General features: G+C 53.5%; 16 protein-coding genes and 1 pseudogene. 5 read left to right on the top strand and 12 right to left on the bottom strand.

Features of this window, described 5'->3' with window-relative positions:
• Positions 1 to 46: 46 nt before the first annotated feature.
• The 12 genes and pseudogenes from lpxD to rpsB all read right to left on the bottom strand — a co-directional run bounded on the left by lpxD (position 47) and on the right by rpsB (position 13,319).
• On the bottom strand, positions 47 to 1,102 hold the full coding sequence (gene lpxD / locus ACJJIC_RS09155) for a UDP-3-O-(3-hydroxymyristoyl)glucosamine N-acyltransferase (RefSeq protein WP_444910167.1): 1,056 nt from the start codon (positions 1,100 to 1,102) through the stop codon (positions 47 to 49).
• A gap of 12 nt (positions 1,103 to 1,114) precedes the next feature.
• The gene (locus ACJJIC_RS09150; protein ID WP_445356804.1) at positions 1,115 to 1,630 is read right to left on the bottom strand and encodes an OmpH/Skp family outer membrane protein; all 516 of its coding nucleotides are present in this window, start codon (positions 1,628 to 1,630) and stop codon (positions 1,115 to 1,117) included.
• A gap of 70 nt (positions 1,631 to 1,700) precedes the next feature.
• On the bottom strand, positions 1,701 to 4,253 hold the full coding sequence (bamA, locus tag ACJJIC_RS09145) for an outer membrane protein assembly factor BamA (RefSeq protein WP_252082656.1): 2,553 nt from the start codon (positions 4,251 to 4,253) through the stop codon (positions 1,701 to 1,703).
• A gap of 63 nt (positions 4,254 to 4,316) precedes the next feature.
• Positions 4,317 to 5,594: pseudogene (gene bamA, locus ACJJIC_RS09140) on the bottom strand (outer membrane protein assembly factor BamA); the annotation flags it as partial.
• Positions 5,595 to 5,706: 112 nt separating this feature from the next.
• Positions 5,707 to 7,062 carry an RIP metalloprotease RseP gene (rseP, locus tag ACJJIC_RS09135; RefSeq protein ID WP_445356803.1) on the bottom strand — a complete coding sequence of 452 codons (1,356 nt, stop codon included), beginning with the start codon at positions 7,060 to 7,062 and terminating at the stop codon, positions 5,707 to 5,709.
• Positions 7,063 to 7,120: 58 nt separating this feature from the next.
• Positions 7,121 to 8,305, bottom strand: coding sequence for a 1-deoxy-D-xylulose-5-phosphate reductoisomerase (ispC, locus tag ACJJIC_RS09130; protein ID WP_444910170.1), 1,185 nt, complete (start codon positions 8,303 to 8,305; stop codon positions 7,121 to 7,123).
• Positions 8,306 to 8,413: 108 nt separating this feature from the next.
• On the bottom strand, positions 8,414 to 9,259 hold the full coding sequence (locus ACJJIC_RS09125) for a phosphatidate cytidylyltransferase (RefSeq protein WP_252082663.1): 846 nt from the start codon (positions 9,257 to 9,259) through the stop codon (positions 8,414 to 8,416).
• Positions 9,260 to 9,386: 127 nt separating this feature from the next.
• Entirely contained in the window at positions 9,387 to 10,142 is a 756-nt protein-coding gene (gene uppS, locus ACJJIC_RS09120) for a polyprenyl diphosphate synthase (RefSeq protein WP_444886826.1), read from the bottom strand.
• Positions 10,142 to 10,699 carry a ribosome recycling factor gene (gene frr / locus ACJJIC_RS09115; protein ID WP_444886827.1) on the bottom strand — a complete coding sequence of 186 codons (558 nt, stop codon included), beginning with the start codon at positions 10,697 to 10,699 and terminating at the stop codon, positions 10,142 to 10,144. Before frr ends, uppS begins: the two co-directional genes overlap by 1 nt.
• On the bottom strand, positions 10,696 to 11,433 hold the full coding sequence (gene pyrH, locus ACJJIC_RS09110) for a UMP kinase (RefSeq protein WP_152452478.1): 738 nt from the start codon (positions 11,431 to 11,433) through the stop codon (positions 10,696 to 10,698). The genes frr and pyrH overlap by 4 nt, the downstream gene beginning before the upstream one ends.
• Before the next feature lie 162 nt (positions 11,434 to 11,595).
• Positions 11,596 to 12,459, bottom strand: a complete 864-nt coding sequence (gene tsf / locus ACJJIC_RS09105; RefSeq protein ID WP_444910171.1) for a translation elongation factor Ts — start codon at positions 12,457 to 12,459, stop codon at positions 11,596 to 11,598.
• A 113-nt stretch (positions 12,460 to 12,572) separates the two neighbouring features.
• Entirely contained in the window at positions 12,573 to 13,319 is a 747-nt protein-coding gene (rpsB, locus tag ACJJIC_RS09100; RefSeq protein WP_252082670.1) for a 30S ribosomal protein S2, read from the bottom strand.
• Between the two features lie 287 nt (positions 13,320 to 13,606).
• Between rpsB and map the strand changes: the two genes are divergently transcribed.
• The 5 genes from map (at position 13,607) to ACJJIC_RS09075 (ending at position 19,455) form a co-directional block, all read left to right on the top strand.
• A complete protein-coding gene (gene map, locus ACJJIC_RS09095; protein WP_252082672.1) occupies positions 13,607 to 14,377 on the top strand; it encodes a type I methionyl aminopeptidase in 771 nt (256 codons plus the stop codon).
• 79 nt (positions 14,378 to 14,456) lie between these two features.
• A complete protein-coding gene (locus ACJJIC_RS09090; protein ID WP_444910172.1) occupies positions 14,457 to 17,162 on the top strand; it encodes a [protein-PII] uridylyltransferase in 2,706 nt (901 codons plus the stop codon).
• 30 nt (positions 17,163 to 17,192) lie between these two features.
• On the top strand, positions 17,193 to 18,371 hold the full coding sequence (gene dapC / locus ACJJIC_RS09085; protein WP_444910173.1) for a succinyldiaminopimelate transaminase: 1,179 nt from the start codon (positions 17,193 to 17,195) through the stop codon (positions 18,369 to 18,371).
• Between the two features lie 59 nt (positions 18,372 to 18,430).
• Positions 18,431 to 19,099, top strand: a complete 669-nt coding sequence (gene nth, locus ACJJIC_RS09080) for an endonuclease III (protein ID WP_252082677.1) — start codon at positions 18,431 to 18,433, stop codon at positions 19,097 to 19,099.
• 2 nt (positions 19,100 to 19,101) lie between these two features.
• Entirely contained in the window at positions 19,102 to 19,455 is a 354-nt protein-coding gene (locus tag ACJJIC_RS09075; protein WP_444902806.1) for an ArsC family reductase, read from the top strand.
• Positions 19,456 to 19,464 lie beyond the last annotated feature (9 nt).

Genomic DNA, 19,464 nt, shown 5'->3' with positions numbered 1-19,464 from the left:
CCCGAAAACATCAAATCAAAATTGTTTTTCTTAAAGCAGCTGTGAGCTATTTATCCCGATCGAGGGACAGGGCTTTAAGTTGCTTCTCCAAATCTTTCACCCTTCGTGCCACCTTATCCAACTGCCCGAAGCGCACCGCGTTGCGACGCCAGGACTGACTATCGGCAAAGGGTAAAGCGCCGGAGTAAATTCCCGGCTTGTCGATGGATTTGGTCACAAAAGTATTAGCGGTAACTTGGCAGCCATCGGCAATGGTTACATGCCCGGCAATACGGGAGCTGCCACCCAAAGCACAGTGCTTACCGATTACTGCGCTGCCCGCAATTCCTGTGCATGCAGCAATGGCTGAGTAGTCACCAATCTGCACATTGTGCGCGATTTGGACCAAATTGTCGATCTTGACACCACGACCAATCACAGTGTCACCAAGTGCCCCACGATCCACACAAGTATTGGCGCCTATTTCAACCTCATCGCCAACCTGCACGCCACCCAGCTGGTAAATCTTAATCCATTCACGCTGATGCAGCGCAAAACCAAAGCCGTCTGCACCAATAACCGCATGACTGTGGATGATAACATCGCGCCCGACCTGACAACCGTGATGCAGTATTGCACCCGCATAAAGGCAGCTCCCTTCTCCAAGGGTGCTGCCCTCTCCCACAAAGCAGTTGGCGCCAACCGATGCCTGAGGTCCAATTTTCGCAAACGCCTCTATCACCGCACCAGCTGCAATAGAGGCACTAGAGGCCACTTCTGCGTCCGGATGAACTACAGCGCTCGGGTGAATACCCGCCTCAATCGTTGGAGCCGTATTGAACAAAGCACTCGCCCTGGCAAAAGCCAAGTAAGGGTTATCCACACAAAGTGCGCTAACAGGTGTCTCCTCAACAAACTCGGCAGTCACCAATACAGCGCCCGCTGACGTGGTCTTGAGGAAGCGGCGATAATTAGGGTTTGCCAGGAAGGTCAACTGCTCGGGCCCAGCATCTTGCAAAGTGCTAAGACCAGAAATTACATAGTCTGCGTCTACCCCGGGGGCCAGACGCAGCTCAGCACCCAGAGCATTCGCAAGCTGGGTTAACGACAAATTGTCACTCATACAGGCTATCGATTACTTATCAGCATTCATACGCTTTACGACAGCCTCAGTCAGATTGACCGAAGGATTTGCAAAGTAAGCAGTAGAAGCATCCAACACTAAGTCCAGGTTTTGCTCTTTAATGATCGCTTCCAGCGCTGTTTTAGCCTTGGGCCCCAGAGAAGTTTGAATTTCCTGGCCTACCTGAGCCTCCATTGCGCGCAGTTTTTTAACGGTAGTTTCAAAGTCTGAACGCTTGAAGTTCATCTTACGCTGATATTCTGTTTTCTTCTCATCGGACCAGGTAACGCTGTTTTTCTGCGCATCTTCTGCCATTTTTTGCAATTCTGAACGAATAGACTCGGCACTACTTTGCAGCTTGGAGTACTCGGAACTGGTCTTCAATGAATTGACCTTGGTCTTGGCCACATCGGTGCTCATAATCGCAGCCTGCAGGTTAAATACCGCAACCTTGGTCTGCGCCAGCGTGGCGCCAGACAGGGTTATGCCAGCCAGCAGGATTGCGAAAATCTTTACATTCTTAAGCACTTTAGTCTCTCCAATTGGTTTTATTTTTTATGCGCAGCAGCTGCACTCAATCCATTTATATTCGATAAAGTTAAAAGCTATTACCCAGGGTAAACTGGAACACTTCCGTCTCATCATCCTCGTTTTCCTTCAAGGCTTTAGCCAAACTGAAAGTCAATGGTCCAAAACCGGTAACCCATGTCAAGCCAATGCCCGCGGAAACATTCATTTTACCGAAGTCCACATCGTAACAGTTGATCTGGGTTTCATCACAACTGGTATCAAAGACGTTACCTGCATCAACAAAGAAGGCAGACTGCAGAGAGCGCTGATCTTTGATAAACGGCAACGGGAAAATAACCTCGGCACTACCCTCGACTAGGATGTTTCCACCAAATGGATCGGCATCACCGTTCTGACGGATATCCAGGTTCCCATTCTCATCTATCTGATAGCAGTTTTTTGTAATGCTTTCACCATCGGTTGCACAAGGAAGTTGAGTATAAAACTCTGCAGGAGTGGAACGGGGGCCCAGTGTATTACGCTTGAAACCGCGCACAGAGCCAAAACCACCGGCATAGAAATTTTCAAAGAAAGGCAGTTGATCGAGATCACCGTAGCCATCCCCGTAACCCAGGCGCGTACGCAGACGTAGCGTCAAACTCTTCGTTAGGGGGCGGAAATACTGACCAGTATAAATAAATTTGTAGTATTCAAGATCACTGCCGGGCACGGTAAATTCTGCGGAGAAATTCTGGGATGCCCCGCGAGTCGCCAATATACCGCGGTTCAAAGTGGAGCGGGCATAAGAAGCTGTCAAAGCCAAGTTATTAAACGCATCACCGTAACGATCGATAAAACCATCTGCCGAAGTATTAAACTGGTTCTGATCAATCATCATTGCAAGATCATTGGCCACGTCATTATTGAGATCTGCAACAATCGTCTCGGCATCAATGAGTGTCACCCCCTCACGAGCGGTGTCATCCAAAAGAGATGGGCTGGATTGGATTTCCTGTACAGAACCACTCGAGGCCGAGAGCTCCAAATGACTGAAATTAACATTCAGTCCCACACGGGAAATTTCTGAAACCGGGTAGCCAAAGCTAACACCACCACCATAACTAGTCGTGTTGTAGTCCGACAGGTTAACCTCAGAGTAGTCATTTTCCCTATAAAAAACGTTAAACCCGCGGCTCACACCGTCAGGGGTAAAGTAAGGGTCAAGATAGGAAAAGTTCAGTGCGGTCTGGTAGGTAGACACGTTTAAACCTATACCTACCTGCTTGCCGGTACCCAGCCAGTTATTTTCCTGGATATTACCGCCGAGTACCAAACCGCTACTCTGTGCCCAGCCGATAGTGCCACCAATAGAGCCTGAAGGTTGCTCCTCTACGGTATATTCCACATCGATCTGGTCGGAAGTACCAGGTACCTCTGCAGTTTCTACTTCCACCTCTTTAAAGTAACCGAGGCGTTCCAGGCGCACCTTGGATTGCTCAATTCTTGCGGAGGAGGCCGAGGCAGATTCCATCTGACGCATTTCACGGCGCAACACCTCATCGGCAGTACGGGTGTTACCACGGAAATTGATTCGGCGCACATAGGCGCGCTTACCCGGGTTGATAAAGAAGGTAATTTTTACCGTATTCTCTTCTTTATTGGGTTCGGGAATGCCATTCACCTCGGCAAAGGTATAACCTTCATTGCCCAGACGCTTAGTAATATAGTCAGACGTGGTGGTCATCCGAATCTGGGAGAAAGTCTGCCCTTCACGCACCAACAGTAAGCGCTTGATTTCCTCTTCCGAAACCACCGGGTCGCCGGCGAGATCCACCTCACTGACGGTGTAAACATTCCCCTCTCTCACATTGACTGTGATAAAAACACTCTGCTTGTCTGGGCTCAGGGAAACCTGAGTGGATTCTATTTGAAAATCCAGATAGCCGCGGTCGAGATAGTAGGACTCTAGGCGCTCCAGGTCACCAGTGAGTTTCTCACGGGAATATTTGTCATCGCTGCGCAGCCAGGACAACCAACCTGTGGTCTGCAGCTCGAAAATTTCTGCCAATTCTTCGTCGGAAAATGCCTCGTTACCCACAACATTGATGTGCTTGATAGCCGCAACCGAGCCCTCGTCGACGATAACCCGCAGCTCGACCTGGTTGCGTGGCAATTCTTTCACTTCGGTCTTAACACTTGCACCATAGCGCCCCTGTGCCACATATTGGCGCTCAAGCTCCTGGGCGAGCCCCTCCAGAGTTGCACGTTTAAAGATCTGCCCCTCGGATAAACCGTTATCCTTCATACCCTTGAGCAAATCTTCGGTGGCGATGGCCTTATTACCGCTGATCTCAATCTTGGAAATTGCTGGACGCTCGCGAACAGTGACCACCAGAACACCATTTTCACGGCCGATTTGGATATCTTCAAAGTAGCCGGTGCGGAACAGTGCCCGGGTAGCGCTCTGGATTTCCACGGATTCAATTTCATCACCCACTCGCACGGGAAGGGCAGAGAAGACTGTACCGGCAGAGACGCGTTGCAATCCTTCCACGCGAATATCATTGACCACGAACGACTGCGCTATTGCACTTAAAGGCAACATCAGGCCGAGGGAGGCCGCTTTGAGGAAATCTTTCATCTACTAATTCCGAGTGTTTTTATTCGCAATCCAGGAGTTACAGCGCTTTATTCAGCGCCCAGCTCCCCCGGAACCTGAGGGTTGCCCCTCTACCTTGTAATCGACATCAACCCGTTCTGAGTTCCCGGGTACCTTGACCGTTTCAACTTTCACCACCTTCAAGTAACCAAGTCGCTCAAGGCGAACTTTAGATTGCTCAATAAGAGCCGAAGAAGCTAAAGCGGACTCCATTTGGCGCAACTCTCGCCGCAAGACTTCATCTGCCGTGCGAGTGTTTCCACGAAAAGTAATACGCCTAACGTAGGTGCGCTTGCCAGGGTCAATAAAGAAAGTGATTTTTACCGTGTTCTCTTCTTTATTGGCTTCTGGAATACCGTTTACTTCGGCAAAAGCGTAACCCTTATTGCCCAAACGCTTGGAAATATAGTCTGAAGTCGTTGTCATCCTGACCTGGGAGAACGTCTGCCCTTCACGCACTAGCAGCAAGCGCTTAATTTCTTCCTCTGGAACGACTGGGTCTCCAGCAAGTTCTACTTCACTAACAGTGTAAACATCACCCTCAATCACGTTAACAGTGATGAAAACACTCTTCTTGTCCGGCCCAAGAGATACTTGGGTAGAGTCGATCTGGAAGTCGAGATATCCGCGATCGAGATAATAAGATTCAAGACGCTCCAGGTCACCAGTGAGCTTCTCACGGGAGTACTTATCATCACTCCGCAACCAAGAGAGCCAGCCAGTGGTTTTAAGCTCAAAAATTTCTCCGAGCTCTTGATCTGAAAAGACGCGATTCCCTACGATGTTGATATGTTTAATCGCAGCAACGGTCCCTTCCTCGACAATAACCTTCAATTCAACCTGATTGCGTGGTAACTCTTTAACTTCTGCTTGGACGCTAGCGCCATAGCGCCCCTGTGTCACATACTGGCGCTCAAACTCCCGGGTCAACCCTTTGAGGGTCGAGCGCTTTAAAATCTGTCCCTCGGCCAGACCGTAATCCTTCAGCGCCTTTAGCAGATCTTCCGAGGCAATCGCCTTGTTTCCTGATATATCTATCTTAGATATGGCTGGCCGCTCTCTCACGTTAACAACTAAAACGCTACTTTCACGACCGATCTGAATATCCTCAAAATAACCGGTTTGAAACAGTTCTCGGGTCGCCCCCTGAATATCCGCAAGCTCAATTTCATCGCCAACACGCACCGGAAGAGCTGAAAAAACGGTGCCTGCAGAAACACGCTGCAAACCTTCTACACGAATATCGCTGAGAACGAATGACTGAGCTAAAGCGCTGAGAGGCAGCACCAAGCCCAGGGATATCGCTAACAGCCAATATTTCATACTAATTCCGAACCGCTTCTGATAAGAGCAGAGGTTCCCAAGGTAACCGGCACCATGCTCACTCTAAAAATCTATTCACTCCAAACGCCATAGGAAAATGCACTCCAGGAGGCTACAAACGTAAAATATCGTTATAAAGAGCCAACCCCATAATACAAAGCACTAAGGCCATACCTACTTGTAAACCGATCACCTGCACTCTATCAGACACAGGAGAACCCTTGACCGCCTCAATACCGTAGTAGAGAAGGTGACCACCATCGAGTACCGGAATGGGTAACAGATTGAGTACACCGAGACTGATACTAAGCAGAGCTAAAAGCGACAGGAAAGACTGCCACCCCCTCTCTGCGGAAGTACCCGCCACTTTAGCAATGGTGATGGGGCCACTCAAGTTTTTGGTCGAAAGTTGACCAAAAATCAATTTCTTCAAGCTGTTCAGAGTGAACAGTGTTTTGTCCCAAGTCTCTTGCACCCCCTGAGAAAGAGCGCCAGCTACACCGTAGTGGAAAACTCGTACGCGATCCTCGGGCCAGCGCTCGGTGACGGGCTGTACGCCGATCTGGCCGACACGCTCACCACTGTCGAGCGTCACCTGCGCCGGCGTAACCGGCAGGGTCAACCGTTGCCCCTGTCGTTCAACTTCCACCTGAAGGGGCTCGCCTGCACGAGCGCGCACATACTGACTCCACTCTTCCCAGCCGGAAAAAATTCGCCCGTCGGTAGCCACAATCTTATCGCCCGCACGCAGCCCCGCTGCACTAGCAGCGCTACCCTCCACAACCTTATGCAACGTCATACTAATGGGCGGCGTCCAGAGGCCGAGGCCAATCTCCCCCAATGGGTCAGGGACTTCCTGCCCTGCGAGCCAACGGTCGATATCAGCCGCCATATGATATTCGAGGTTAGAGTCCGGGTAGCGCACTGAGAATTCTATAGAGCCACTGTCCCCCAAACGGTTAGCCAAGCGCCAGTTGAGGGCTTGCCAAGTGGGTGTAGCTTCGCCATCCACCGCGATAATTTCCTGCCCGGACTCCAATCCCGCAGCTTCAGCAATACTTCCAGGCTTGACGGAATCTACGACAGGCACCGGACCCGCCGTGCCCCCCATAAAGACAATCCAAAACAGTACAATTGCCAACAGGAAGTTAGCTGCGGGACCCGCTGCAGCAATCGCCATACGCGCCCAAACACTCTTTCGGTTAAATGCCTGATTCAGCTCGTGAGCGGCGACAGGCCCCTCCCGCTCATCTAGCATTTTGACATAGCCACCAAGGGGAATTGCTGAGATAGCAAACTCAGTGCCGTGCCGGTCATAGCGAGAGAAAAGGCGGCGGCCAAAGCCGACAGAAAAGCGCAGCACCTTGACCCCACAGAGCCGTGCTACGAGAAAGTGTCCAAACTCGTGGAAGGAAACCAGTATACCGAGGGCTACCAAGGCCCAGATTACCGTCTGAATCAGATCCATACTCAGTTACAGTCTCTTTTCATGCGCAAACACCGGCATTATATGCCCAGCAGCAAAATTAAAGGGCCCCAACAGCTTGTTGGGCCAGCTCCCGCGCATTGAGATCAATGGCTTCGACTACGTCCAGCCCTGTCAGTTCAACGGTGGGAGTGCTATTCATTACTTTTTCTATAGCCGCAGCAATACTAGTAAATGCCAACCGTCCTTGTAAAAACGCCTCTACAGCCACCTCATTGGCCGCATTCAATACCGTGGGAGCACTGCCGCCGGCATTCATAGCTTCGCGTGCCAGACGCAGGCAGGGGAATCGCTGATAATTTGGCGCTTCAAAATCCAGGCGGCCCTGCGCTATCAGGTCGAGTGCAGGAACCCCAGCATCTATGCGGGTGGGAAAGGCCAGTGCGTGAGCGATGGGGGTGCGCATATCTGGATTACCCATCTGTGCCAACAGGGAGCCATCCCGATATTGCACCATGGAATGCACAATACTCTGTGGGTGCACGACCACTTCTATTTGCTCTGGGCTGGCGCTGAACAAATAACAGGCCTCAATAAACTCCAACCCCTTATTCATCATGGTGGCCGAATCTACTGAAATTTTCCGTCCCATCGACCAATTGGGGTGTGCGCAAGCTTCCTCGGGGGTCACTCGATGTAAATCACCGGCTAGGCGTGTGCGGAAAGGGCCGCCGGAACCGGTTAGCAAGATTTTTTCCACTCCCGCCCCCTCCAAGCTGCCAAACGGCTGGGGCAGGCACTGGAAAATGGCATTGTGCTCACTGTCAATGGGCAGTAATTGGGCACCTCCTGCACGCAAAGCTTGCAGGAAAACTGGGCCGGCCATCACCAGAGCCTCTTTATTCGCAAGCAACACTTTCTTCCCAGCTTCAACTGCTGCTAAAGTTGGACGCAGCCCAGCTGCACCGACAATTGCCGCCATAACCACATCCACTTCATTCGCAGAGGCAACTTGGCATAGCCCTTCCAAACCCCAAAGGACTTCAGTAGAAACTTCCTCCCCCAGCATACTGCGCAATTGATCGGCCCCCTCTTCACCAGTCACCACCGCAAAGCGAGGGTTATATTGACGACACTGCTGGGCCAGCTCAGCGATACGCTCGCGGGCTGTCAGGGCATAGATGGTATAGCGCTGGGGGTGGCGGGAAAGCACATCGAGTGTGCTTACACCAATAGAGCCCGTAGAACCTAGGACAGTGACGACTTGTGGAGATTGCCTTTGCATAAGTGCTCGACTTACCTACGAAACTTCTTGTAACTCGACCAAAGCACCGACAGACAATGGCGGCGCAGGTCACAAGTACTGGATATAAATTGAAGTGTGGCGTACCCGTTATAAGTACTTAGGCAGCTCACTAGCGAGGGCCGCCATGGTGAAAACCGGTAAAGCCGCAGTGAGACTATCCAGCCGATCCATAACACCGCCATGCCCTGGCAGAATATGACTACTGTCTTTGATACCCCGGTGCCGCTTGAACATACTCTCCAGCAGGTCGCCAATGACTGAGGCAAGCGCAGTTACCAGTACACCAAAAGAGAACAGCACAGTATTTTTCAGAGGAAGATCAAACAGATAGGAAGTAACCAGTGCGAGTATCAAGCAGGCTCCCAAACCGCCAAAAAAACCCTCCCAGGATTTGCCGGGACTCACTTCGCGGGCCAACTTGCGCTTTCCGAACTTGCGCCCGACAAAATAAGCGCCCACATCGGCAGCGACAACAATAGCGACGACATACAATACCAGCCAGGCCCCGTGATCGAGCCCACGCAAAACCACCAGCGACAACCAGCTGGGCACCAGAACCACTAGCCCAATCAGTCCACGTACCCAACGATTGCCCCACAGCGAGGCACTGGCGGGGTAGCTCTGGACCCAGTGAAAAGCGAGCGCCCACCAACCGCAGGCTACTGCCAGGATTTGACGGGCCCGATCAATATCCGGGGATCCGAAATCCATGGAAAAAACATATTCCGCGGTGAATACCAGGGTTCCGCCCAGTGCGGCGAGAAAGACAAAACGCAGTGCGCGATTGAGGTTGGAAAGATTGGCCCACTCCCAACCACCGAGCAAAATCACGGCTACGAAAATCAGTGTGTACCATTGAATTGGTAGCAGGAACAAAACTCCAGCGAAAAGTACCAGCAATACCAGCGCAGTAATTATTCTTTGTTTAAGCACCGAAAACCCCTTTCATCTGGACCTACACTCAGCCTACTATCGCACAGCAAGCCTGAACGCCCCGGTGTAATATTCCTAAAAATTATTCGCGGACAAAAAAATGGCCGCGCATTTGGCCCGATCCCCGTCAGGCCTGCACAGCCGTGCCATCACCTTCAGCGCGCCCACCGAATCGCCGGTCGCGCTGTTGAAATGCTTTTATCGCCTCATCAAGGGCGCTTTCATCAAAATCCGGCCAGAGCGTATCGGTAAAAAATAACTCGCTATAGGCGGCCTGCCAGAGAATAAAGTTACTAATACGCTGCTCGCCACTGGATCTTATCAATAGATCCACCGATGGCAAATCCGCGAGCTGTATATGGCTTTCAACCGCATCCTCATCAATGGAGTCGAGGGACCGCTGGCCATTGACCACCTCTTCGGCAAGCTGCTTTGCCGCCTGGGCAATATCCCAGCGACCGCCATAGTCCGCAGCAATAACCAGGTCGCCCTGGGTACAGCCTCGGGTAATCTCTTCCGCTTCCGCAATGGCGCGCTGCAAGCGAGGCGAAAAACGATCCCTGCGCCCTACCACTCTCAGGCGCACGCCTTCATCACGCATACGCCTAGCTTCTTTGCGCAGATAGGAGTGAAACAGCGTCATTAGCAGCTCCACTTCCTTAGGAGGGCGCTGCCAATTTTCGCTGGAAAAAGCGAACAATGTCAGCACCTCTACACCGCGACTCCTACACGCAGACAGGAGATCGCGTATGCGCTCAACTCCAGCCTTGTGCCCAGCCGAGGGCGAGAGCCCTCTGCGGGCGGCCCAGCGCCCATTACCATCCATAATAATGGCGATATGTCGGGGGACTGGGGAGCTCAAGCTGGTACCACTATTACCCATTAAATTTCCATCAGATCTTTTTCTTTAGCTGTGAGCGCCTTATCGACATCCGCTACAAACTGATCTGTAATTTTCTGAACATCATCACCTGCACGACGCTCATCGTCCTCGGAGATCTCCTTGTCCTTGACCAAAGATTTCACCTCAGCCAGCGCATCGCGACGAATATTTCGGATGGACACACGCGCAGTCTCAGCCTCACCGCGAGCCTGGCGAATAAAGTTCTTGCGAGTCTCTTCGGTCAGCATAGGCATCGGTATACGAATAACCGCACCCGCTGTGCTTGGGTTGAGGCCCAGATCCGATTTCATAATCGCCTTTTCGATGTCTGGAACCAGGTTTTTCTCCCAGGGAGTCACCGATAAGGTGCGCGCATCCTCAACTGTGACATTGGCAACCTGAGATAGTGGAGTATCTGAACCGTAATAGGAAACATGAATACCGTCGAGAATACTCGGATGCGCACGGCCGGTGCGAATTTTATTGAAATTATTGGCCAGTGCGTCGAGCGCCTTGCTCATGCGAGTCTTAGCGTCTTTTTTGATATCTTCAATCACGATTTCACTTCCTCTTCGATTAGCGTGCCTTCCTCGCCGCCCACGACAATATTGAGCAGCGCACCGGTTTTATCCATACGGAACACCCGAACGGGCATATTGTGCTCGCGGCAGAGGCAGATCGCAGTCAAATCCATCACGCCAAGTTTTTTATCGAGCACTTCGTCATAAGTCAGCTGGTCATAGCGGGTTGCGGTAGGGTCCAGTACCGGATCAGCCGAGTAAACACCGTCTACCTTGGTGGCTTTTAGCACCAACTCAGCCTCAATTTCAATACCGCGCAGGCAGGCTGCAGAATCTGTGGTAAAAAATGGGTTGCCGGTACCCGCGGCAAAAATCAGTACCTCACCGCGCTCCAAGTAGCGAATGGCCGCGCGGCGGTCATAGTGGTCCACAATTCCGCTCATCTGAATAGAGGACATGACCCGCGAGGAGATATTGGACCTTTCCAGCGCATCTCGCAGGGCCAGGGCATTCATTACCGTAGCCAGCATTCCCATATGATCGCCGGTCACGCGATCGAGTCCGGCTGCACTCAGGGCCGCGCCGCGAAACAAATTGCCGCCGCCCACAACTAATCCAACCTGAACGCCGATACCTACCAGCTGGCCAATCTCCAGGGCCATTTTGTCCAGCACTTTAGGGCTGATACCAAAACCCTGATCACCCATCAGCTCTTCGCCGCTGAGTTTCAACAGAATTCTTTTATATTTGCGGTCTTTAATACCGGGCATTCTTCGGTCCTCTCAAATGTACCTGTTTAGTGGCCAAGTATTGCCGCCGAACATTACAACACTTTCAGTCATTTACACAGAGGGGTGCCCCGCTGTAAGCACATAGGCTCCAGCGAAGGCACCCCACCGCGAGTGAGCGCACAGGGCACCCACTATTATCAATTAAGAAGAGGACTTAACCTGTGCAGCCACTTCTGCAGCGAAGTCCACCTCTTCTTTCTCGATACCTTCGCCCACTTCAAAACGAACGAAAGAAGCTACGTCAGCGCCGGCATCTTTAACCAGCTTGCCAATGCTCACGTCAGGATTCTTAACGAAAGGCTGCTCGACCAAGCTGTTCTCTTTCAGGAACTTCTTGATACGGCCACCCATCATTTTCTCAACGATCTCAGCGGGCTTGCCTTCCATATCCGGCTGCGCCTTGATGATGTCCTTCTCTTTTTCCAGAACATCAGCAGGCATATCTTCAGGCTTATTCACCTGGGGATTTACCGCGGTTACGTGCATAGCAACGTCTTTCGCCAGCTCAACCTCACCAGCGCTCAGAGCTACCAGGGCGGCGATACGATTATTGGAGTGTACGTAGGCACCTACAACCGGAGCCTCAACCAGCTGGATTCGACGCACACCGATGTTCTCACCGATTTTCTGAACCAGTGCTTCGCGAGCAGTTTCCAGATCACCTTCCATCAGGGCTGCTACGTCCTGCTGACGCTCAGCAAATGCCTTATCGACCACCTTGGCAACAAAAGCCTGGAAGTTTTCATCGCGGGCAACGAAGTCAGTCTCAGAATTCACTTCAACCAACACACCGTAGCTGCCGTCCTCGGCTACTTTTGCAGCGACAACGCCGTCTGCAGCGGTGCGGCCAGCTTTTTTAGCAGCCTTCAGGCCGGAGGCTTTGCGCAGGTCTTCGATCGCTTTCTCGATATCGCCATCCGCTGCGGTAAGTGCTTTCTTACACTCCATCATCGGCAGGCCAGTACGCTCGCGCAGTTCTTTTACCATTGACGCGGTAATCGCCATGATTTTTTCCTCGGGGTTCTGTCACTAAAAATTAGAAAAAAGGGGCCGTAATTCGGGCCCCTTTTTAAGTTCGCAATGTAACGCTACTCCGTTACACCACTTAGCCCTGCAAATTACTCTGCAGCAGCTTCGTCATCGCTAGCTTCGACGTACTCGTCTTTGTTCACCGCGCTGCCAGCTTCCGCTGCACCGGCGAGCACCGCGTCAGCTGCAACAGTGGTGTACAGCTTGATTGCACGGATAGCGTCGTCGTTACCGGGAATTACATAGTCAACACCAGCGGGATCGCTATTGGTATCGACAACACCGATTACCGGAATACCAAGCTTGTTAGCTTCCTGGATGGCGATGCGCTCGTGCTCAACGTCGATTACGAAAATCGCGTCGGGCAGGCCGCCCATGTCTTTGATACCACCGATGGAGCGGTCAAGCTTTTCCATCATACGGGTGCGCATCAGAGCTTCTTTTTTGGTCAGCTTTTCGAAAGTGCCATCTTGAGACTGGGCTTCCAGCTCACGGAAACGCTTGATGGACGCGCGGATGGTTTTGTAGTTGGTGAGCATACCGCCCAGCCAGCGGTTGCTGACGAAGGGCTGGCCACAGCGCTCAGCCTGCTCTTTGATAGATTTCTGTGCAGCACGCTTGGTGCCAACGAACAGAATCTTTTTCTTTTGAGCAGCCATCCCCTTGATCACCTGCAGGGCTTCGTTGAAGGCCGGTACAGTGTGCTCCAGGTTGATGATGTGAATCTTGTTGCGGGCACCAAAGATGAATTGACCCATCTTCGGGTTCCAGTAGCGGGTCTGGTGACCAAAGTGAACACCAGCCTGCAGCATATCGCGCATGCTTACTTGCGGCATAATAAACCTCTATATATACGGGTTAGTCCTCCACACATCCCATGCGTCAACCCCTATCGAGGCACCCAGACACATGTGTCGATGCGTGTGCGGCATTTTCACCCCGGAAGCATTCCGGAGCGGCGCGCTTTATACCACAATCGCACAGCTGAGTGAAGGACGAGGACAAATATGGTGCGAATGAGTGCGCCGATTCGCTCGCTGAATAGTGTCAAGCCCTGACGCTATGCCCCACCACCGGCAATCCGCTACAATGCCCGCCTTCACAGATAGACTTAAGGACACGCATGACCTCAGCCATAAAGACGCCGGAACAAATTGCCAAAATGCGCACCGCGGGCCGCCTCGCCGCAGAGGTCCTGGAAATGATTGGCGAATATGTGGTCCCTGGTGTCACAACGGAAGAACTGGACCGCCGCTGCCACGACCATATTGTCAATGTGCAGAAAGCCATTCCCGCTTGCCTCGGCTATCGAGGCTTCCCAAAGTCCATTTGCACCTCGGTCAATGAAGTGGTCTGCCACGGAATACCCTCTGAAAGCAAAGTCCTCAAAAAGGGCGACATCATTAATATTGACGTCACCGTGATCAAGGATGGATGGTACGGCGACACCAGCAAGATGTTCTTTGTCGGCAAGCCCGCTGCACACGCCGAGCGACTGGTGCGCGTAACCCAAGAATGCATGTACAAGGCTATTGAGATAGTGCGCCCGGGTACCAGCCTCGGTGATATTGGCCATGTGATCCAGCAGCATGCCGAAAAGAATTACTACTCCGTCGTACGCGACTTCTGCGGTCACGGTATCGGCGATGTCTTCCACGAAGAACCTCAGATATTGCACTACGGCCAGCCCGGAACTGGCGAAGTTTTGCAGGAGGGCATGACCTTCACTATTGAGCCGATGATCAATGCCGGCAAAGCCGCAACCCGCGTTCTCGGCGACGGCTGGACGGCAGTCACCAAGGACCGCCGCCTATCGGCGCAGTGGGAGCACACCATGGTGGTCACCAGCAACGGGGTTGAGGTACTGACCGCACGCGGTGAGGAAAAGTTTTAATCGCAAACTCTCCCCGCTCCAATTAAAGATGCACAGTCCCGCTGCCGCGCGGCGGGACACTGCCAAACGGACTTCAGTCATGCAGCCGGCCAATATCCCTTACTTCGAGCGCCCCCTGTTCTTCTTCGATCAAACCCGCTTTCGCCGGGACTTGGCTTCCCGTGAAAAACCGCCCTTGCAAGTATTTAAAGATGCGATTGGCGCTGCCGAGCACCAGATGGCTGAACGTTTTCGCGAGGGGGAAGATGTGGCCACCCTCGTGCATGAGCGCGCCTTATTCATCGACTGCCTGTTGCACTACGCCTGGCATCAGTACAGCTGGAGACCGGGCGCCAGCTTGCTGGCCGTCGGAGGCTATGGGCGCGGGGAGCTACACCCCCATTCCGATATCGACCTGTTGATCCTCACCGAAGAACGGGCCGATAATGAAACAGTCGACAACATAGAGCGCCTTATTACTTTCCTCTGGGATTTGGGCTTGGAGATCGGTCACTCAGTGCGCAACGTAAAAGAGTGCCTGGCGCTGGCCGCCGAGGACATCACCGTCATCACCAATCTCACCGAGTCCCGTACTGTAGTGGGTGATAGCAAACCCGGCGAACGGCTTGCGGCCGGGATGGAGGGTGGCAAACTTTGGTCCACCGAGGACTTCTTCAAAGCCAAGCTGGCGGAACAGGATGAGCGCCACAACCGCCAGCAGGCAGCGGAATATATTCTCGAGCCCAATATCAAAAACGCACCCGGCGGGCTGCGCGATATCCAGACTATCTCTTGGGTAGCGAAGTACTTTTTTCGGGTGCGCACGCTCAGACAACTGCAGGGCAAGGCCTTTTTCACTGAGGAAGAATTCGCCATCCTGCAGTCCGGCGAAAGCTTCCTCTGGCGTGTGCGCTACGGCCTTCACCTGCTTGCCGGACGCGCCGAGGAGCGACTACTGTTCGACTACCAGAGGGAGCTAGCCAAACAATTTGGCTATGAAGACAGCGACACCCAGCTGGCAGTTGAGCAATTTATGCACAACTACTATCGCATCGTAATGGCCCTACGCGAGCTTAACGATGTATTGCTGCAGTATTTAGGCGAGGTGATCCAACAAGGGGGTGAGCAGGCTATCACCCCCATCAATGAGCGCTTCCAACTGCGCGGCGGCGCGATTGAAGCCGCCTATCCGCAGGTGTTTAATCAGCACCCCTCTGCGCTATTGGAAATCTTTGTGTTGATGGCCAGGCACCCGCAGATTACCCGGGTGCGTGCCTCAACTATCCGCCTGATCCGGGAGCACCGCCACTTGATCGATGAGCGCTTTCGCGCGGACTCCGCCAACAGCGAGCTGTTTATGGAACTGCTGCGTTCTGCGCGCGGACTCTCCACACAGCTGTCGCGCATGACCCGCTACGGTATTCTCGGGCGCTACCTGCCAGAATTCGGCCGCGTTACCGGGCAAATGCAGCACGATCTCTTCCATATCTACACTGTGGACGCTCACACCTTGCAGGTGGTGCGCAATATGCGCAGTTTTCGCGGCCCCGAAGCACGCGAGAAATTCCCGATCGCCGCGGAGATCCTCGAGCGGTTGCGCCAGCCCGAGCTGCTGTATATTGCCGGTCTCTACCACGATATCGCCAAGGGTCGCGGCGGCGACCACTCAAAGCTGGGCGTGGTGGACGCCGCCGAATTCTGCCAGCGCCACCAACTGCCAGCACGCGACCGCCGCCTGGTGTGCTGGCTGGTGGAAAAGCATCTATTGATGAGCCAGGTATCCCAAAAACAGGACATCAGCGACCCGGAGGTGGTGCATGCCTTCGCCCGCGAGGTGGGCGACCGCGAACACCTGGATTACCTCTACGCCCTCACAGTAGCCGATATCAACGCCACCAACCCAGAGCTTTGGAACAGCTGGCGCGCCAGCCTGATGCGCCAACTCTACCAGGCCACCCAACACGCCCTGCGCCGTGGTTTGGAGAATCCCGTCGATCGGGAGGAAATCATCGAGGAGACCCGCAGCCTGGCACTGGAAAAGCTGAGCGCCCTCGGTCTGCCAGAGGCCTCCATAGAAAATATCTGGGCGCAAATGGGCGAGGACTACTTTGTGCGCGAGAGCGCCGACAACATCGTTTGGCACACAGCAGCCATCCATGAGCTGCACAGCAACAGCCCGCTGCTGCCGAGCGACACCCTGGTACTAACGCGCAACTCGGGCCCCGGTGAGCACGATGGCGCCACCCAGGTTTTCGTCTATACCCCCGACCGCGCCAATGTGTTCGCCGCCGCAGTCACCGGACTCGATATGCTCAACCTGAACGTGCACGACGCGCGCCTTTACAGTTCGGCCTCAGGTTACACCCTAGACACTTTTTATGTACTGGATGAATCTGGACAACCCCTGCTCGACGAACCCCAGCGCCTGCAGCAAATTCGCGAAACCCTACAAGAGGAGCTGCAACTGGTGGAGGATTACTCCAAGGTGATCCAACGGCGCACCCCGAGGCGCCTAAAGATGTTTTCACTGGAGAGCCGCGCGCACCTATCCACAGAACCGGGAGATCAGTACAGCACGCTGGAAATCACCAGTGCTGATAGACCGGGCCTGCTGGCCCTGATTGCACGCACCTTTGTCACACACGATCTGCGCCTGCACAATGCCAAGATCTCCACTCTCGGGGAGCGGGTGGAGGATATTTTCCATATCACCGACGCCGAGGGGCGCGCGCTCTGCAATGCCGAGACCAACCGCGCTCTGGAGCAGGCCATTTGCCGGGAGCTGGATGACCACACAGCGCCGTAATATCACCAATGACGAGCGGATAAGAACGCCATGAATCCAAACCTGGACAAGCTGCAGCCCTACCCTTTTTCCAAGTTACAGGCACTGAAAGCGGGCCTGCAGCCGGCGAACAAACCCCATATCGCCCTCTCCATCGGCGAACCGAAACACGAGCCGCCCAAATTCGTACAGAGAGCGCTAGTCGCGTACCTGGATAAAATCTCCGCCTACCCGCTCACCATAGGCCTTGAACCCCTGCGCCAGGCAATTGCCGACTGGCTGGGCGCCCGCTTCCAACTCAAACAGGTGAGTGCCGATTCCCAGGTGCTGCCAGTAAACGGCACCCGCGAAGCGTTATTCGCCTTCGCACAGGCCACAGTCACGCCGGGCAGTAAAGTACTGATGCCCAACCCCTTCTACCAGATTTACGAGGGGGCGGCCCTGCTCGCCGGCGCCGAGCCGCACTTTATCAACTGTCTCGCCGACAATAGTTTTAACCCAGACTTCAGCTCGGTGTCCGAATCGGTGTGGCAGCAGTGTGAACTGCTCTACCTGTGCTCACCGGGCAATCCCACAGGCGCCCTGCTAGGGATCGACGATTTGCAATCACTCATCAAGCTTGCAGACCGCTTCAACTTCACCATCGCCTCAGATGAGTGCTACTCGGAACTCTATTTCGATGAGAGTGCGCCGCCGGCCGGGCTGCTGCAAGCCTGCGAGCAAATGGGCCGCAGCAACTATCACCGCTGTGTGGTTTTTCACAGCCTGTCGAAGCGCTCCAATTTGGCTGGGCTGCGCTCCGGGTTTGTTGCCGGCGACGCTCAGCTGCTGGAGAAATTCCTCCTCTATCGCACCTACCACGGCTGCGCAATGCCGCTACCCAACCAATACGCCTCTATTGCCGCCTGGCAGGATGAAGAGCACGTACGCGAAAATCGCGCACTCTACCGACAAAAGTTCGACGCGGTGCTCGATATTCTCGACGGCTGCTTAGAAGTACAAAAACCACAGGCCAGCTTTTACCTGTGGCCGCGAGTCGGCAACGGGGAGGAGTTCGCCAGAGAGCTATACCGCCAGCAAAACATCACGGTTTTGCCGGGCTCTTTCCTCGCCCGCAATAGCGAGGGAGTAAATCCAGGCCGCGAGTATGTACGCATGGCCCTGGTGGCCACATTGGAAGAATGCATAGAGGCTGCAGAGCGCATCAAGGAATTTTGCCGGCAAACCTGACAGGCGAACTAATCCAACAGACACCGTAACCCAGGAGCCCCACCCAGGCACAGACGAGAATGGCAGTAAAAAATTTACTCAAGCAAGAGCGCGTGGATTTTATTCTACAGCGCCTGGAAGAACTCTATCCGCAGACCCCAATTCCGCTCGATCACAAAGACTCCTACACCTTGTTAGTCGCCGTACTACTCTCGGCGCAGTGTACCGATGAGCGCGTAAACCAGATCACCCCCGCCCTCTGGCAGTTGGCCGACAACCCGGAGGATATGGCTCTAGTACCCGTGGAGGATATTCAAGCGGTTATCCGCCCCTGCGGTTTATCACCGCAAAAATCCAAAGCCATCAGCAAGCTGTCACAAATTCTCGTCAACGAATACCACAGTAAAGTGCCGGAAAATATGGCCGCCCTGGAAACCCTGCCCGGCGTCGGCCACAAGACCGCAAGTGTGGTAATGTCCCAGGCATTTGGTCACCCGGCCTTCCCTGTGGACACCCATATTCACCGCCTGGCGCAGCGCTGGGGACTCACCAGCGGTAAAAATGTCACCCAGACCGAGAAAGATCTAAAAAGGCTATTCCCCAGAGAAAAGTGGAATAAATTGCACCTGCAGATTATTTTTTATGGCCGCGAGTACTGCTCGGCACGCGGCTGCGACGGCACAGTCTGCGAAATCTGCACCACCTGCTATCCCAACCGCAAAAACCCCAAGAAAACCAAAAAGGCGTAACTGTGATTACTCTGTACGGCATTAAAAACTGCGACACCGTAAAAAAAGCCCGCAAATGGCTGGAAAAGAATGGGGTCGACTATCAGTTTCACGATTTCCGTGAAGACGGCATGGACAATGTGCCCCTAAAAGCCTGGCTAAATAAATTTGGCTGGCAGGAAGTGCTGAATCGCCGCTCCACCAGTTGGCGCGCCCTGAGCGAAGCACAGAAAAACGCAATGGACAACGCCAGCGCTTTGACCCTGGCCATCGAGACCCCCACCCTGATCAAGCGTCCAGTGACCACCTCAGACGGCACTACTCGCTTTGGCTTTAAAGAGCAAGAATTCGCCGCGCTTACCGGCCAAGCTAACTAGGAGAAAAAT

This window comes from Microbulbifer mixtoriginis (SeqCode), from assembly GCF_052468275.1.
This window is presented reverse-complemented; position numbering and strand designations above follow the sequence as displayed.

Bases quoted from the DNA above. Each gene is read 5' to 3' on its own strand.
- lpxD (WP_444910167.1), bottom strand. From the start codon at position 1,102: ATGAGTGACAATTTGTCGTTAACCCAGCTTGCGAATGCTCTGGGTGCT.
- bamA (WP_252082656.1), bottom strand. From the start codon at position 4,253: ATGAAAGATTTCCTCAAAGCGGCCTCCCTCGGCCTGATGTTGCCTTTA.
- rseP (WP_445356803.1), bottom strand. From the start codon at position 7,062: ATGGATCTGATTCAGACGGTAATCTGGGCCTTGGTAGCCCTCGGTATA.
- ispC (WP_444910170.1), bottom strand. From the start codon at position 8,305: ATGCAAAGGCAATCTCCACAAGTCGTCACTGTCCTAGGTTCTACGGGC.
- uppS (WP_444886826.1), bottom strand. From the start codon at position 10,142: ATGGGTAATAGTGGTACCAGCTTGAGCTCCCCAGTCCCCCGACATATC.
- pyrH (WP_152452478.1), bottom strand. From the start codon at position 11,433: ATGCCCGGTATTAAAGACCGCAAATATAAAAGAATTCTGTTGAAACTC.
- tsf (WP_444910171.1), bottom strand. From the start codon at position 12,459: ATGGCGATTACCGCGTCAATGGTAAAAGAACTGCGCGAGCGTACTGGC.
- rpsB (WP_252082670.1), bottom strand. From the start codon at position 13,319: ATGCCGCAAGTAAGCATGCGCGATATGCTGCAGGCTGGTGTTCACTTT.
- map (WP_252082672.1), top strand. From the start codon at position 13,607: ATGACCTCAGCCATAAAGACGCCGGAACAAATTGCCAAAATGCGCACC.
- ACJJIC_RS09090 (WP_444910172.1), top strand. From the start codon at position 14,457: ATGCAGCCGGCCAATATCCCTTACTTCGAGCGCCCCCTGTTCTTCTTC.
- dapC (WP_444910173.1), top strand. From the start codon at position 17,193: ATGAATCCAAACCTGGACAAGCTGCAGCCCTACCCTTTTTCCAAGTTA.
- nth (WP_252082677.1), top strand. From the start codon at position 18,431: ATGGCAGTAAAAAATTTACTCAAGCAAGAGCGCGTGGATTTTATTCTA.